The organism is Duganella sp., from assembly GCF_039595735.1.
Lineage (GTDB): Bacteria > Pseudomonadota > Gammaproteobacteria > Burkholderiales > Burkholderiaceae_D > Rugamonas.
Window position 1 is genome coordinate 843,401 of record NZ_JBCNLB010000001.1, and the last position, 13,991, is coordinate 857,391.

Annotated in this window: 13 protein-coding genes; 5 read left to right on the forward strand and 8 right to left on the reverse strand. The window is 64.2% G+C overall.

The window, feature by feature from the left end; genetic code table 11:
* Positions 1-12 precede the first annotated feature (12 nt).
* The 4 genes from ABDW57_RS03920 to ABDW57_RS03935 form a co-directional block, all read right to left on the reverse strand.
* A complete protein-coding gene (locus tag ABDW57_RS03920; RefSeq protein WP_343728894.1) occupies positions 13-1,197 on the reverse strand; it encodes a GGDEF domain-containing protein in 1,185 nt (394 codons plus the stop codon).
* Between the two features lie 249 nt (positions 1,198-1,446).
* Positions 1,447-2,799, reverse strand: a complete 1,353-nt coding sequence (locus ABDW57_RS03925; protein ID WP_343728895.1) for a response regulator — start codon at positions 2,797-2,799, stop codon at positions 1,447-1,449.
* 53 nt (positions 2,800-2,852) lie between these two features.
* The gene (locus ABDW57_RS03930; protein ID WP_343728896.1) at positions 2,853-3,593 is read right to left on the reverse strand and encodes a 2OG-Fe dioxygenase family protein; all 741 of its coding nucleotides are present in this window, start codon (positions 3,591-3,593) and stop codon (positions 2,853-2,855) included.
* A 4-nt stretch (positions 3,594-3,597) separates the two neighbouring features.
* Complete coding sequence (locus tag ABDW57_RS03935; RefSeq protein ID WP_343728897.1) at positions 3,598-4,056, reverse strand: MarR family transcriptional regulator; 459 nt, start codon at positions 4,054-4,056, stop codon at positions 3,598-3,600.
* Positions 4,057-4,171: 115 nt separating this feature from the next.
* Between ABDW57_RS03935 and ABDW57_RS03940 the strand changes: the two genes are divergently transcribed.
* Together ABDW57_RS03940 and ABDW57_RS03945 are read left to right on the forward strand one after the other, a co-directional pair.
* Positions 4,172-5,257, forward strand: a complete 1,086-nt coding sequence (locus tag ABDW57_RS03940) for an HD domain-containing phosphohydrolase (protein WP_343728898.1) — start codon at positions 4,172-4,174, stop codon at positions 5,255-5,257.
* A 2-nt stretch (positions 5,258-5,259) separates the two neighbouring features.
* Positions 5,260-7,185 carry a CHASE domain-containing protein gene (locus ABDW57_RS03945; RefSeq protein ID WP_343728899.1) on the forward strand — a complete coding sequence of 642 codons (1,926 nt, stop codon included), beginning with the start codon at positions 5,260-5,262 and terminating at the stop codon, positions 7,183-7,185.
* Here the strand turns inward: ABDW57_RS03945 and ABDW57_RS03950 are convergent.
* Together ABDW57_RS03950 and ABDW57_RS03955 are read right to left on the reverse strand one after the other, a co-directional pair.
* On the reverse strand, positions 7,176-7,991 hold the full coding sequence (locus ABDW57_RS03950; RefSeq protein ID WP_343728900.1) for a TIM barrel protein: 816 nt from the start codon (positions 7,989-7,991) through the stop codon (positions 7,176-7,178). The genes ABDW57_RS03945 and ABDW57_RS03950 overlap by 10 nt on opposite strands.
* Entirely contained in the window at positions 7,991-8,830 is an 840-nt protein-coding gene (locus ABDW57_RS03955) for a phytanoyl-CoA dioxygenase family protein (protein ID WP_343728901.1), read from the reverse strand. Before ABDW57_RS03955 ends, ABDW57_RS03950 begins: the two co-directional genes overlap by 1 nt.
* 116 nt (positions 8,831-8,946) lie before the next feature.
* On the opposite strand from ABDW57_RS03955, the gene ABDW57_RS03960 reads away from it, so the two are divergent.
* Positions 8,947-9,858: a LysR family transcriptional regulator gene (locus ABDW57_RS03960; protein ID WP_343728902.1), complete on the forward strand. Its 912-nt coding sequence runs from the start codon at positions 8,947-8,949 to the stop codon at positions 9,856-9,858.
* On the opposite strand, the gene ABDW57_RS03965 is transcribed toward ABDW57_RS03960, so the two are convergent.
* The gene (locus ABDW57_RS03965) at positions 9,855-10,883 is read right to left on the reverse strand and encodes a hypothetical protein (RefSeq protein WP_343728903.1); all 1,029 of its coding nucleotides are present in this window, start codon (positions 10,881-10,883) and stop codon (positions 9,855-9,857) included. The genes ABDW57_RS03960 and ABDW57_RS03965 overlap by 4 nt on opposite strands.
* Before the next feature lie 138 nt (positions 10,884-11,021).
* Between ABDW57_RS03965 and ABDW57_RS03970 the strand changes: the two genes are divergently transcribed.
* Together ABDW57_RS03970 and ABDW57_RS03975 are read left to right on the forward strand one after the other, a co-directional pair.
* Entirely contained in the window at positions 11,022-11,474 is a 453-nt protein-coding gene (locus tag ABDW57_RS03970; RefSeq protein WP_343728904.1) for a hypothetical protein, read from the forward strand.
* 68 nt (positions 11,475-11,542) lie between these two features.
* Positions 11,543-11,872: an apolipophorin gene (locus ABDW57_RS03975; protein WP_343728905.1), complete on the forward strand. Its 330-nt coding sequence runs from the start codon at positions 11,543-11,545 to the stop codon at positions 11,870-11,872.
* Here ABDW57_RS03975 and ABDW57_RS03980 read toward each other — a convergent pair whose 3' ends face one another.
* Complete coding sequence (locus tag ABDW57_RS03980) at positions 11,873-13,939, reverse strand: diguanylate cyclase (RefSeq protein ID WP_343728906.1); 2,067 nt, start codon at positions 13,937-13,939, stop codon at positions 11,873-11,875.
* Positions 13,940-13,991: the final 52 nt, after the last annotated feature.

The following is a 13,991-nucleotide window of genomic DNA, read 5'->3' on the forward strand; positions in this document are numbered from 1 at the left end:
AGGGGAGGGGAATCAGGCCAGACGGGCAGCCTGGGGCGGCAGGATATCCTCGCCGTACACGCTGAGGCGATTGCGGCCGTGGCGCTTGGCGTGGTACAGGGCCTGATCGGCGCGGCGCAGGGCTTCGTCCCATTGCAGGTCGTCCGCCAGGCAGGCGGCCATGCCCAGGCTGACGGTCAGCGTCAGGCGCTGACCGTCCACCAGCAGCGGGGTGTTTTCGATCAGCGCGCGCAGGCGTTCTCCGATCAGGCGCGCTTCGCCGTCGCCAGTGATCAGCACCGCAAATTCCTCGCCGCCGATGCGGAAGCGCGCGTCGTAGCCGCGCAGCGCCTGCGCCGCGACATTGGTTACGTGACGGATGGCGGCATCGCCGGCGGCATGGCCATGCTGGTCGTTGATGGACTTGAAGTGGTCAATGTCAAAGGTGAGGAAGTGCAGCGCCTCGCCGCTGCGGCGATGGCGCTGGAACTCGCGCTCGGCCATGTCGAGCAGCGCGCGGCGGTTGAACCAGCCGGTCAGGCTGTCGGTCAGCGAGGCGCTGCGCAGCGCCAGTTCCTGATGGCGGATGACGATCAGCGCGCAGCACATGGTGGACAGCGACAGGAAGGTCAGCACCGCCACCGAGCCGGCGGTCTGCCAGATCTGGTTGCCGAGGAAGGTCAGCTGCACCGGCTGGCCGAGCGCCAGGAACACGGCGCGCAGGGTCATCTGCGTCATGAAGGCCGCTTCCACCAGCAGCAGTGGCAGATAGGAGTCGCGCATCGCGCGCTGCGGCTGGCGCGCCAGCAGCCACACCACGCTGGCGTTGATGCCGGCCACGAACGGCGTCAGCATGATCAGGCGGCTGGCCACCGGGCCGTGGGCGAAGCTGGTGGTGTGCAGCAGCAGGATGGCGGCAGCCAGGCCGGCCAGCCAGTCGTAGCGCGGGCGCAGGCCCAGATGGCGGCGCACGCCGGCCAGGATCAGGTAGTGGCCGCCGATGTAGAACACGTTGGCGATGCCGGGCGCCACCAGGAACGGCAGCTTGGCGTGCATGGCCAGCAGGGCGACGGCGTTGGACGCAAGAAAGGACAGTCCGGCCGCTGACCAGTCCAGCAGGCAGGGTGTGCGCCGGCTGGCGCGATGCAGGAGATACATCGTGGCCGCCATGATGGTGCTTGCCAGCGCCGACACGATGACCAAGGTGAAGGAGTCCATGCCCGCCAGTATAAATGTTTGCGGCTCGGAAAATATCACCAATTCTCACGGCGCCGCCGGCGGCAAAAAAAAACCCGCGACCACACGGTGCGGGTTGAATTCCAATGTTCAGCGAACGGTTGGAGGAGACAGTTCCTACTATACGCCTCTTTATGTTGCGCCGCAATACCGTAGAACTACGTTGTTTATCCCTCTATAGTGGTAGATTTTTCAGCAAAGCCTGCTGCAAACGCACATGCTTTCAAGTAACTAGTTACGCGGCAGGGCCAGGGTGAAGGTGCTGCCGTGGCCGAAGTCGCTCTTGAAGAACAGCGAGCCGCCCAGCAGGTTGGCCAGGTTCTGGCACAGGTAGAGGCCGAGGCCGGCGCCTTCCGCGTGGCGCGTTGAGGTCGAATCCAGCTGCGAGAACGCCTGGAACAGCTTGGCCTGGTCTTCTTCGCGGATGCCGGCGCCGCTGTCGGCCACCGAGAAGTCGATGATGCTCTTGCCGCCTTCGCCGGGGCGTTCGGTCAGCGTTACGCGCACGGTGCCGGTCTCGGTGAACTTGATGGCGTTGTTGCCGAGATTGAGCAGGATCTGGGTCAGGGCGCGGCGGTCGGTTTCCAGCACGATGTCGGCGCCGGCCAGTTCCATTTCCAGCGTCAGGTTCTTTTGCAGGGCCAGCGGGCGCAGCGTGTCGACCACGTCCTTGACCACTTCCTGGCATTGCACGGTTTCCAGTTCCAGCGTGACCTTGCCAGCCTCGATCTTGGCAACGTCCAGGATGTCGTTGATCAGCGACAGCAGGTGGCGGGCGCTGGTGCGGATGGTGTTGAGCTGCTTGTCCTGTTCCGGCGTCAGCGGGCCGGGCAGCTTCATCAGCAGCGCGCCGGTGAAGCCGATGATGGCGTTGAGCGGCGTGCGCAGCTCGTGCGACATATTGGCGATGAAGGCCGACTTCATGCGGCTGGCCTCGGCCAGCTCCAGGTTCTTCAGGGCGATTTCGCGGTTGATGGTTTCCAGCTCGCCGGCGTGGTGGGCCAGGCGCATATTCAGTTCGATCACCTGGCGCTCGCGCGCCTGCAGCTCGGCATTGACCTGCACCGCCTGCTCGTAGGTGGAGATCAGCAGGTCGAGGATCTGCTGGCGGTCGGCGTTGATGAAGTGCTTCTGCTCGCCCAGGTACAGCGCGATGCCGATCTCCATGTTCTGGTTCTTGCGCAGCTTCTGGTTCATCAGCATGTGGCCGATGCGGTTGAGCAGATAGTCTTCCGCGTACGGCTTGCGGATGAAGTTGTCGGCGCCGCATTCGATGCCGCGGATGATGTCCTTCGGATCCATCAGCGAGGTCACCAGGATGACCGGGATGTCGCGCAGCTCGTCGTCGCTCTTGATGGCGCGGCACAGCGCGTAACCATCCATTTCCGGCATGACGATGTCGGACAGCACCAGGTGCGGCTTGCGTTCGCGGATCGCTTCCAGCGCCAGCCTGCCGTTGGGCGCCACGCGCGCGCCGTAGCGCATCGACTGGATCAGGCGGCGCAGACGTTCGGCCTGGGTGGGGCTGTCCTCGACGATCAGGATTTCGATTTCATCGGGCTGTATTTCGTAGCTGGTGTCCACAGACCACCCTCCTGGTGCATAGTTAGCTGTAGAGACTATATCGGATTAGCCCCTCAAGTGGAAGTTTCCTGTCCCTGGAAGGCGCCGGCGCGCCAGGTCAGGACCAGCGTGTCGCGGTGGCCGTGCGCCGCCAGCGGCTGGATCGGCGTGGATTCATGGATGACAGTCGCATCGTCCAGCAACAGCAGGGTCCACGGTTCGGTCATGGTGAAACGTTTGCCGTTCGGGCCATCGGCCTCGAACACGCGGGTTTCGCCACCCTTGATGCCGTCGCGCGCGATCAACAGCACGGCCACGAAATCGACGCCGTCGCGGTGCGCGCCCTCCGGCGTGGGGCGGCCGATGCCGTCGGTGGTGTCGATGCGGAACTGGTGCGCCTCGACATACCACGGTGCGCTGTGGCCGCGCGCCGCGCTGCACAGCTGGCCAATGGCGGTGATCAGCGCCGCCCAGGCCGGCTGCGCCACGGTGGCCGGCAGCACCGGCTCGAACAGGCGGTGCATGCCGCCGTGCAGGGCGTTGTATTCCAGCGGCTGCCAGTGGGCGCGGTGCGCGGTCTGGCTCAGCTGTTGCCCGGTCTGCACGAAGCAGGAATGGCGGCGGCGGCGGTAGCGGCCGCCGTCCTTCAGGTAATTGTCCAGTTCCAGCGTGTCCCAGCTGGGAATCAGGGCATTCAGCGCGGCCAGCGGCACGTCCGCCAGCGCGGCCACGTCCTGCGGCTGCAGCAGCGCATAGCCGTCCTGCCGCAGCGCGGCGGCGGCAGCGGCCAGCGGCGTGTAAAGAGGTGTTGTCATGATCTTAAGCGGCCGAAGCCATCAGGCTGGCGCGCAGTTCGTCGAGTTGTTGTTTCATGCCCACCACCTGGTCCAGCGTGCACTGGGTGGCTTGCAGGATGGACGGCGGCAGCTTGGCGGCCTCGTGGCGCAGGGCGTCGCCGCGTGGGGTCAGCTTGATGATGACCTGGCGCTCGTCGTTGGCGGCGCGGGTGCGGGTCAGCAGCTCGGCCGCTTCCATGCGCTTGAGCAGCGGCGTCAGCGTGGCGGAATCGAGGAACAGGCGTTCGCCCACTTCCGAGACGGTGAGTTCGTTTTTCTCCCACAGCACCATCATCACGAGGTACTGGGAATAGGTCAGCCCGAGGCCGCGCAACAGCTTGCGGTACAGCTTGCTCATCGCCAGCGATGTCGAATACAGGGCGAAGCAAAGCTGGGCGTCCAGCTGCGGGACGGCGGCGGGGGATTGGGTGTGCGTTTCCATGTCCTCAGTATAGATAGTGTGCTATATAATTGCAAGCTAGGCGGGGAAAAATAGTTTTGGCGGGCAATTCCGCTCGGTTATGATGGTGGTGAGAATACACGGGGAGTGGCGGCAGATGAATGTCAAAAAGGCCATCGTACTGATCGTCGATGAAGCTACGGACAAGCTGATCCAGATGAACGGCATGCTGGAGGATCAGTACGAGATCCGACTGGCCAACAGCGGCCGCGCCGCACTGGACATCATGCAGCATGTGCCGCGTCCGCACCTGGTGGTGGCCGATGCCGACCTGCCCGGCATCGATGGCTACAGCCTCTGCCAGCAACTCAAGTCCAGTCCGGACACCGCCGACATTCCTGTGATTTTGCTGCAACGCGCGGCCGACGCGCAGCGCGCACTGGACGCCTGCGCCGCCGACGTGGTGCCCAAGCCGGTGGTGGCCGCAGTGTTGCGCGCGCGCGTCGATACCCATCTGCAGCTGCGCCACTCGCGCGAGCTGCTCAAGCAGCAGCGCAATCTGCTGGAGCATGTGGTGGAAGAGGTCACGCTGGAGCTGAGCCAGATGCTGGACGCGATGATCTGGGCCATGGCCTCGCTGGCGGAAACGCGCGAGTACGAAACCGCCAACCACCTGCGCCGCGTGCAGCACTACATTGCCGCGCTGGCGCGCCAGCTGCAGCACCACAAGCGCTTCGAGGAAGAGCTGAGCGACGCCAATATCAAGGCGTTGTTCAAGGCGGCGCCGCTGCACGATATCGGCAAGGTGTCGATCCCGGACGCCATCCTGCTCAAGCCGGACCGCCTGACCGACGACGAATTCGCCATCATGAAACAGCACACCGTGTACGGCCGCGACGCCATCGTCAACGTCGAGAATGCGCTGGGCTATACCAACACCTTCCTGCGCTACGCGCGCGAGATCACTTACTCGCACCAGGAGAAGTATGACGGCTCGGGTTATCCGCAGGGACTGGCCGGCGACGCCATCCCGATGTCGGCGCGCCTGATGGCGGTGGCCGACGTGTACGATGCGCTGATTTCCAAGCGCGTCTACAAGCCCGCGTTCACCCACGAAACCGCGATGGAGATGATACGGCAGGGCAGCGGCGAGCACTTCGATCCCGATGTGGTTGACGCCATGCTGACGGTGGAGGAAGAGTTCATGGCCATCGCCGAACGCTACAGCGATCCGGTTGCCTGATCATGACGCGCGGGCGCGGCTACCTGGCTTTCTTTGTCGGGATCTGCCTGACAGCCTGGACCTGCTATTTCGTGATCGAAGAGCAGCAAAAGATGCAGGTGCGCGCCAGCTTCCAGCACGACACCGAGAAAGTGGCGCGCGATACCCAGAACCGCCTGCAAATCTACTTCGACACCCTGCACGGCATGAAGGGCCTGTATGCGGTCAACGACAGCATCGACCGGCTGCACTTCCACCGCTTTATCGAAGAGTTGAAAGTGGACCGGCGCTATCCCGGTTTCCAGGCGCTGCAATTCGTGCGCATGGTGCCGGAGGCGCAGCTGCCGGCGTTTGTCGAACGCGTCAGGCGCGACACGGCGCTGGAGCCGGAGGGCTACCCCAACTTCCATGTGCACCCGGCCAGCCGCCGCGCGGTGCATTACATCATTGAATACACCGAACCGCTGAAGGGCAACGAGAATGCCTTTGGCCTCGACCTGTCGGCGTTGCCGCCGCACCTGAAGGCGCTGGAACTGGGGCGCGACAGCGGCGAGATCGTCGCCACCGAGCGCATTACGCTGGTGCAGGACGCCAGCGGCGAACCGGGTTTCGTGGCGCGCGCGCCGGTGTACCGCAACGGCATGCCGCTGGAGACCACGGCGCAGCGGCGCGAGGCGCTGGTCGGTTTCGTGGCGATCGTGTTCCGCGTGAATACGCTGATGCGCGAAGTGATCGACAGCGCGCTGCTGGAGCACCTGCATGTGCGGATCGAGGATGGCGGCTTCCAGAACGGCCGGGCGCCGGCGCCCGGCGTCGACACGCTGCTGTATGACAGCGACGGCCGCGTCGAAGGCCATCAGGAGCGCGCCGATGTGGTGCCGGGACTGGCCACCAGCACGGTGATGCCGGTCGGGCAGCGCAACTGGATCATCAAGTTCGAGGGCCGCTCCGGCGGGCGTTATGGCCGCTCGCAGCTGCCGGTGCTGTTGATCGCCATCGTCGGCGTGATCATCAGCGCGCTGATTGCCCTGCTGCTGGTGGCCAACCGGCGCGAGTCGGACGCGCGCCATGGGCTGGAGTTCAGCCTGAAGGAACTGGAGCTGCAGAAGAATAACGTGGAGATGGCGCGCAACGATCTGGCACGCGTGGTGGCCACGCTCAAGCAGGCGCAAAGCAATCTGCAGACGTCGGAGAAGATGGCGTCGCTGGGGGCGCTGGTGGCCGGCGTGGCGCACGAACTGAATACGCCGATCGGCAACAGCCTGCTGACCGCCAGCGCGCTGGGCGACATGGTGCGCGATTTCGAACGCCGGCTGAAGGAGGACGGCGGCCTGAAACGGTCGGCGCTGGAGAACCATCTGAACGATGCGCGCAAGGCGTGCGACATCATGAACAGTTCATTGACACGGGCGGCGGACCTGATCACTTCCTTCAAGCAGGTGGCGGTGGACCAGGCCAGCGGCCAGCGGCGCCGCTTCCGCCTGGACGAGGTGGTGCACGATACCCTGGCCACGTACGCCGCGCAGCTGCGGCGCGCTTCCTGCACGGTGACGGTGGATGTGCCGGCCGACATTGTGTTTGATTCCTATCCCGGCAGCTTGAGCCAGGTGATCAGCAACCTGATTGGCAACGCGCTGCTGCACGGCTTTGATGGGCGCGAGAGCGGCGCCCTGGCCATCATCGCGCGGCGCGAGGGGCCGGATCTGGCCATGATGCAGCTGAAGGATAACGGCATCGGCATGACCGACGTGGTGCTGCACAAAATCTTCGATCCCTTCTTCACCACCAAGATGGGGCAGGGCGGTTCCGGGCTGGGGATGAATATCGTTTATAACATTGTGACCGGCGTCCTGAAAGGCACCATCCGCGTCGAGTCGGTGCCGGCGGAAGGCACCAGCGTGACGCTGGTGCTGCCGCTCTGGCTGGAAGAGGAAGCGCTTCAGGCGTAGCGCTGGCGCAGCAGTGCCAGCATGGCCACGTTCAGTTCCCACGCGTTCGATACTTCCTTCTGGGTGTAAGGCAAGGTTTGCGTGTATGGCACCGGGCCGAATTCCGGCGTCAGCGTCATGCGCCGGGCACCGGCGGCCTTGCGCAGGCGGATCACTTCATCCCACCACGACAGGTGCGCTTCCAGGGCGGCCTGCGCTTCCGGCGCGCGGAAGTCGGCCACCTGCGGCCCCTGGGCGTGACCCACGCGGGCGTGGATGTGGCGCACCTGCGGCAGGGTTTGGGCCAGCGTCTGCGGCTGGTCTTCCAGCAGCGATTCGCAGGCGCAGCACCAGTGCGACAGGTCGGCGGTCAGTTCCAGTGCCGGCATCTGCCGCAGGTAGGGCAGCAACAGCATCGGATGGCCGCTGAAGCGGCTGCGATGGATCTCGTGGTAGATCGGCACGCCGTGCTGACGCGAGATGTCGGCCGCCAGTTCCAGCAGTTCGCGGTTTTGCTCAGGCGTGAAGTAGTCCTTGCCGGTGTGCGAGTTGACGTGCAGCGGCCTGGCGGCGCAGGCGTTGTGCAGCAGTTCGGCCAGCGCTTGCTTGTGCGGTTCAAACGTCGGGTGGAACACCGTCTCCCATTGGGCCACGATCAGGCCCAGGCCGGCGTCGGCGATCTGGCGCGTCCATGCGTCGCGTTCCACGGTGTCCAGCGGCAGCGACATTTCAATGCCGTCGAAGCCGGCCGCTTTCACGCGTTCGATGAAGACAGGCGCCGGCAGTTCGTTATTGCCCCATTGGGCGGCGAAGATTTGAATCTGCATTAGAGGAAGCCTCGCACCGGCAGCTTGTCGTCGCGCTGGATCCAGTTCTGCGGCGAGTAGCGGGTGGCGCCGTCGGTCACGTGCAGGGTGTAGGCGTGGCGCGACACGGGCGAGCGGTTAGGGGCGCTGTAGTGCGGCAGCAGGCCGTGGAAGCATACCAGGCTGCCGGCCTTGCATTCGAGCGGCACGGCGGTGCTGTTGTCCGGCCATGGCATGTCGCTGAGTTTTTCCATGCGCACGTTGTCGCCGTTGCGCAGGAAGCGTTCGCGCATCGGGCCGCGGTGGCCGCCCGGTTCGGCCCACATGCAGCCGTTGTCCAGGGTGGCGTCTTCCAGCGCGAACCAGAAGGTGGTGACGCTGACCGGATCGGTGTCGAAGTAGGTGGCGTCCTGGTGCCAGCGCACTTCGCCGCCGATGCCGGGCTGCTTGAAGATGTACATCGATTGCCACACTTTCGGATCGGACAGGCCGATTTCGCGCGCCAGCTCTTCCAGGCGGGCGTCGGCGGTGAAGGCGCGGAAGGCCGGGTCGAGGTCGTGCATGGCGTGGCCGATCTTGTTGATCGACAGCGACTTGGCCTGTTTCAGCTGGCCGTCGGGGCCGAAAGCTTCTTCTTCAAAGAAGCAGCGGATGGTGTTGTCCGAACCGAGGAAGTAATCGTCGGTGGTCTTTTCCTGTTCGATGGTGCTGAAAATACCGGACTGGGCGGCCGGATCGAAATCGTTGACAATCTCGGCGGCGCGGGCCCGCAGCCGGGCGATTTCCTCGGCGGTCTTGAAACCGGGGATGACGATGAAACCGTCGCGTTGATATTGTTGTTTTTGTGCTTCTGTCAGCATTTTCAGCTCCATCCGGGATAATCGATGACTGCCATTGTATAGGACATGCGCATGGAAAAAGGTTGACACATTGTCGCCAGAATGAAGACAATGGCCGCATGGATCAGTTACGGGCAATGGAAATATTTGTCGAGGTGGCAAGGTTGCGCAGTTTTAGCGAGGCCGGGCGCCGCCTCGGGCTGACGCGCGCCATGGTCAGCAAGCACATCCTGCAACTGGAGGACAAGCTGCAGGCGCGACTGCTGCACCGCTCGACGCGGGAAGTCAGCCTGACCGACGTCGGCCAGGCCTATCTGGCGCCGTGCATGGCGACGGTGGCGCAGGCGCAGGAAGCGGCGCGGGTGGTGGCGCAGGCCGGGGATGATCTGGCCGGGCCGCTGCGGATACAGGCGCCGTCCAGTTTTGGCAGCGAGTGGCTGGCCGGCGCGGTGGCGCAGTTCGCGCTGCAGCATCCGCTGCTGGAGCCGCTGTTGTACGTGGACGACGCGCTGCTCGATCCGATCGAGCATGGTTTTGATCTGACCATACGGGTGGGCGGCATTCCGGACGTGCACGCGCTGGCCATACGGCCGCTGGCGCCATGCCGCGGCGTGTTGTGCGCCTCGCCGGGCTATCTGGAACGGCACGGCGTGCCGCGCACGCCGCAGGATCTGCAGCAGCACCGCTGCCTGCACTTCAGCCACCTGACCGACGGCACCCAATGGCATTTCAGGCGCGGCGATGAGCAGCAATCGGTACGCGTGCCGGCCGCGTTCACCGCCAACAACGGCCTGGTGCTGCAACAAGCCGCGCAGCGCGGGCTGGGCATCGTCTACAACACCACCTTCCTGGCCTGGCGCAGCCTGAAAGAGGGCACCCTGGTGCCGGTCCTGAGCGACTGGGAACTGCCGCTGAATTACCTGAGCGCCTTGTATCCCGCCAGCCGCCAGCCCTCTCCCAAAGTGCGCGCCCTGATCGACTTCCTGATCGCCACATACCACCCGGTGCCGCCGTGGGACCGCGAACTTGATGCTGCCGGCTTGCTTTAAATCTGCCAGGCGCCGTCGCGGTACACGCGCTGGTCGTCCAGATAGACGCCTTCGGTGACGGCGAAGACGTCGATGTGGTAGCGGGCGTCCTTGCGTCTCAGTTGCGGCTTGGTGTAGACGCCGTGCTTGGCGCCCAGCGACAGGTGGATGCCGCACATGCGCTCATAGGTGCCGATGTCGTCCACCATGCAGTCGCGCGAGAAGGCGCGGTTCATGCCGAAGCCCAGTTCGCGCAACCACACTTCGCCTTCATGCTCGCGGATGATGTACAGCATGTTTTCAAACTCCGGCGTGCTGTTTTCCGTGCCCACCACGCGGCCTTTGTCGACAATGATGGTGATCGGCGTTGCTGGACGGTTGACCAGGAATCTGGTGTCCCCAAACACGAAGATGCGCGCCCGCCCGCTCACCGCTTCCAGGTCCTGCGCTTCGGTGAAGACTTCGCCCAGCGGGAACTGGCCGCCGATATTATTCATGCCGCTGTAGTCGCCGATATTCAGCTTGGCCGATTCAAACGGCGAGGCAAACACCAGCCGCGCGCCATTGCCGCTGTCTACCGCGCCATGGCGCGCGCTGTCGATGCGCGCTTTCAGCGCGTGGCCGACGCCGCGATAATAGGCGGGGTCGTAGGCCAGCGAATCGATGTAGTGCAAGCCTTGCTCGCCCGCCATGCGCGACAGGTGCACGTGCTCGATCACTTTCAGCCCGCGCTTGAACAACTCGATGCGGATGCGGTAAGCGTCCATGCGGAAGCTGGTCGATTGCACCAGCACCACCAGGTCGCCGGCCTGCAGCCGTTCAAAGATGCCCAGGATGACGTCCGGCGTGGTGCTGTCGAAATCGATGAACTGCGCTTCCGGCACCACGCGGCGATAAGCCGCGGTCAGCACGCGATTCAGCTCGGTGCGGGTGTCGTAGACGATCAGCGCGGCGTGCGCGGCGCGGTGTTCGATGGCGTGGGTCAGCGTGTCGCGCAGATTGCGTTCGGCGCTATCGACCGCGGAGGGGGGCAGGGTGGACGTCATGATGCGTGGTTCAGATGGATCAGCCCGCATTATAAGGGCTGGCCCGCCTGCGCTTTCTCCTTGTAATGCCCGGAAGTGCGATATAGAATTAAAAAATAGCCTACCAGCAACTTCACGGCGATAACAACAGGAAGCAAGATGACCGTATTAATGGGACAGGATTTGCCGCTGGAGCGACCCGATGCCACCGGGCGCGCAGCGTTGTTCGTGCCGACCGCCGCCATCAAGGGCGACGTGCTGGACGCCGTGCGCATGGGGGCGGCGATTGTCGGTTATGGCAATCATGACCGAACCTTAACCATCTACTACGAGAGCAACCGCTTCAACGAGCCTAACCTCGTCAAGTGGGAGCAGAAGGCGCGCAAGGCGTTCGAACGGCTGGCGGAAAATCTGCCGACCGTGTCCAAGATGATCAGCAAGCCGGATAATTTCGAGCAGGTGGGCTACATCAGCAACAAGGGCATCCTGATCCGCCGCATGGAAAAACTGCGCAACTGGCTGGAAAAATCCGACGCCCTCGACAGCGCGCCGGCATCGGAGCAGATCGACTTCGCGCCGCCGCCCCCGCCCAAGAAAATCGTTGCCGAATAAGCAGTGCGCTGCGCTTTCCCGCGCCGTTGTATGCTCCTGGAAAGAACCCATTCTTTCAGGAGATAATTATGCGTTATATCGCGGTAATGGTGGCGGCGCTGGCGCTGCTGGGCGCCTGCCAGAAAAAGGATGATCCGAGCGAGGCCGGTCCGGCTGAACGCGCCGGCCGCAAGATCGACCAGGCCACCGAACAGGCTGGCCAGAAGCTCGATAACGCTGCCCAGCAAGCCAGCCAGCAGCTCAATGATGCGGCCAGGGAAACCAGCCAGCGCCTCGATCAGGCCAGCGACAAGGCCAGCGAAAAACTCAACGAAGCCACCAAGGAAGCCGGCCGCAAGCTGGAACAGGCCGGCGAGAAGATGCAATCGGCCGCCGAGGAGCGCGAAGCCAAGAAGTAATCAGTGCTTTTGCGCGGCTTGCTTGATGGAGACCACATTGGTGTGCTCGGTCGGCGTGGTGGGATGGGTGCCGGGATCGCCGCCCAGCACCACGCTCAGGTCGACAAAGCCGGCGCGCCAGGCGCGCTCCAGATCCTGTTCGATCGCTTCCATCGACGTCAGGTGGAAATTCTCGAAGCCGCGCACGCCGTAGGCGCGGTTGCGGCCGTGCGCCTTGGCCAGATACAGCGCCATGTCGACCAGGTTGACCGCGCGCTCCCACGGCAGCGGCTCACTGCCCGGCGCCAGCGGGAACGGCGAGAAGCCGACCGAGACATTCACTGAAATCTCGTGCTCCTGGTACTTGAGCGATTGCGACGAAATGCTCAACAGGATGCGGCGCGCGATTTCATCCACGCCATGACGCGGGATGGCCGGCAGGAAGGCCAGGAATTCCTCGCCGCCCCAGCGCACGATCATGTCGGTTTCGCGCAGCGCGACGCGCAAGTTCTCGGCGATCATCTTCAGCACGGCGTCGCCGGCGGCGTGGCCGTAGTTGTCGTTGATATGCTTGAAGTGGTCGACGTCCAGCAGGAACAGGGCGCCGACGATGTCGTCCTGCCGCTCCCTGGCATTCAGACTGCGCATGAAGTCCTGGAAGTGGCGGCGGTTGTACAAGGAGGTCAGCGGGTCGAGCGTGGACTGCGCCTTCAGTTCCAGATTCTTCACTTCCAGCTGCGCGTTGGTGTGGCGCACCTTGCGGTACAACAGGCCGACCACGGCGGCAGCCAGCGCAAACACCAGGGCCAGCAGCCACCACACGCGCTGCTGCAGGCGGCGGTTGTCGATCTCCGCGCCTTTCACCTGATTCTCGCGGCTCAGCAGCTCGATCTGGCGCTGTTTTTTCTCGGTCTCGTATTTTTCCTGCAGCTCCAGCATGGCTTGCTGACGGCGCTTTTCAAACAGCTCGTCGGAAATGGCGCGCTCGCGGTGATAAGCCTGCACCGCGCCGGCCATGTCGCCGGCGCGCTCCAGCGCTTCGCCATATTCGCGCAGGGCCGCTTGCAGATCCGGCTTGTTGTTTTCCTGTTCATAGCGCGCCAGTCCCAGCTCATACTGCTTCTTGCCCTCGGCAATGCGGCCCATGCCGAGGTAGGCCTGGGCGATGTTCAGGCGCGCGGTGGCTTCGACCGATTTGTCGTTGGTCAGCTGGGTCGAGCGCAGCGACTCCTGCGCGTACTGGGCCGCGCGCGCGTAGTCGTGTTCTTTCAGGTAGCTGTCCGACAGGTTGACCAGGGTAACGCCGACCATGCGTTCCGCGCCCATCTTGCGCTCGATCTCCAGGCTTTGCAGCAGCGCGCGCAAGGCGCGTTTCGGCTGGCCGGAGTCGATCGCCAGCGCGTACTCGGTGTTGCGTGCCATCGACATGCGGCCCGGCGAATTGAGCTTCTCGGTTTCCGCCAGCAGCTCGTCCAGGGTTTCGGAGGCGTTGGCATACTCCTTCATCTGCACGTGCAGCTTGGCCAGCGCGTTGAGCGCCGCCACCAGGCTCAGTGCGTCGCCGTTGGGCGGGCGTGCCATGTCCACCGCGCGCTGCAGCTTGACCAGCGCGGCGGGGAAGTTGCCCTGCTCGGCGTAGGTCTGGCCGGCGGTGATGGTGGCCTGCACCTTGAGCGGATTGTCGTTGGTGGTGAGCGCCAGCTTTTCAGCGTCAAAGGCGAGGCGGTGCGCGGCATCGACTTCGGCCTGCGCGAACAAGACGTAGACCTTGGCCAGCATGCCCTTGGCGATGATGGCATTGTCGTGCAGCGATTTGCCGAAGGAGATGACCTGTTCGGCCGCGTCCAGGGCGACGTCGTTTTGCCCCAGCCGCATGCGGGTGGCGCTCATCTGGGTCAGGAATTCGGCGCGGGTGTAGGAGGGCGCGGCGGCCAGCTCGGGTTGCAGTTTTTGCAGCTGGGCCAGCGCCTTGTCGGGCACGAAGCGGCTTTGCTCGCGGATTTCCAGGATGCGTTCATCCAGCGTGGCCTGGCCCAGCGCCAACGCTGGCAGCAACGCAACAGCTGCAATCAGGGCCCGCCGTTTCATGTGCCGCCATCCACCATTTCTCGATCCCGCCAACTTGATGCCCCCGCGCGCT

Excerpts from the sequence above, each read along its gene's own strand:
- ABDW57_RS03920 (WP_343728894.1), bottom strand. The coding sequence starts at position 1,197 with ATGGACTCCTTCACCTTGGTCATCGTGTCGGCGCTGGCAAGCACCATC.
- ABDW57_RS03930 (WP_343728896.1), bottom strand. The coding sequence starts at position 3,593 with ATGACAACACCTCTTTACACGCCGCTGGCCGCTGCCGCCGCCGCGCTG.
- ABDW57_RS03935 (WP_343728897.1), bottom strand. The coding sequence starts at position 4,056 with ATGGAAACGCACACCCAATCCCCCGCCGCCGTCCCGCAGCTGGACGCC.
- ABDW57_RS03940 (WP_343728898.1), top strand. The coding sequence starts at position 4,172 with ATGAATGTCAAAAAGGCCATCGTACTGATCGTCGATGAAGCTACGGAC.
- ABDW57_RS03945 (WP_343728899.1), top strand. The coding sequence starts at position 5,260 with ATGACGCGCGGGCGCGGCTACCTGGCTTTCTTTGTCGGGATCTGCCTG.
- ABDW57_RS03950 (WP_343728900.1), bottom strand. The coding sequence starts at position 7,991 with ATGCAGATTCAAATCTTCGCCGCCCAATGGGGCAATAACGAACTGCCG.
- ABDW57_RS03955 (WP_343728901.1), bottom strand. The coding sequence starts at position 8,830 with ATGCTGACAGAAGCACAAAAACAACAATATCAACGCGACGGTTTCATC.
- ABDW57_RS03960 (WP_343728902.1), top strand. The coding sequence starts at position 8,947 with ATGGAAATATTTGTCGAGGTGGCAAGGTTGCGCAGTTTTAGCGAGGCC.
- ABDW57_RS03965 (WP_343728903.1), bottom strand. The coding sequence starts at position 10,883 with ATGACGTCCACCCTGCCCCCCTCCGCGGTCGATAGCGCCGAACGCAAT.
- ABDW57_RS03970 (WP_343728904.1), top strand. The coding sequence starts at position 11,022 with ATGACCGTATTAATGGGACAGGATTTGCCGCTGGAGCGACCCGATGCC.
- ABDW57_RS03975 (WP_343728905.1), top strand. The coding sequence starts at position 11,543 with ATGCGTTATATCGCGGTAATGGTGGCGGCGCTGGCGCTGCTGGGCGCC.
- ABDW57_RS03980 (WP_343728906.1), bottom strand. The coding sequence starts at position 13,939 with ATGAAACGGCGGGCCCTGATTGCAGCTGTTGCGTTGCTGCCAGCGTTG.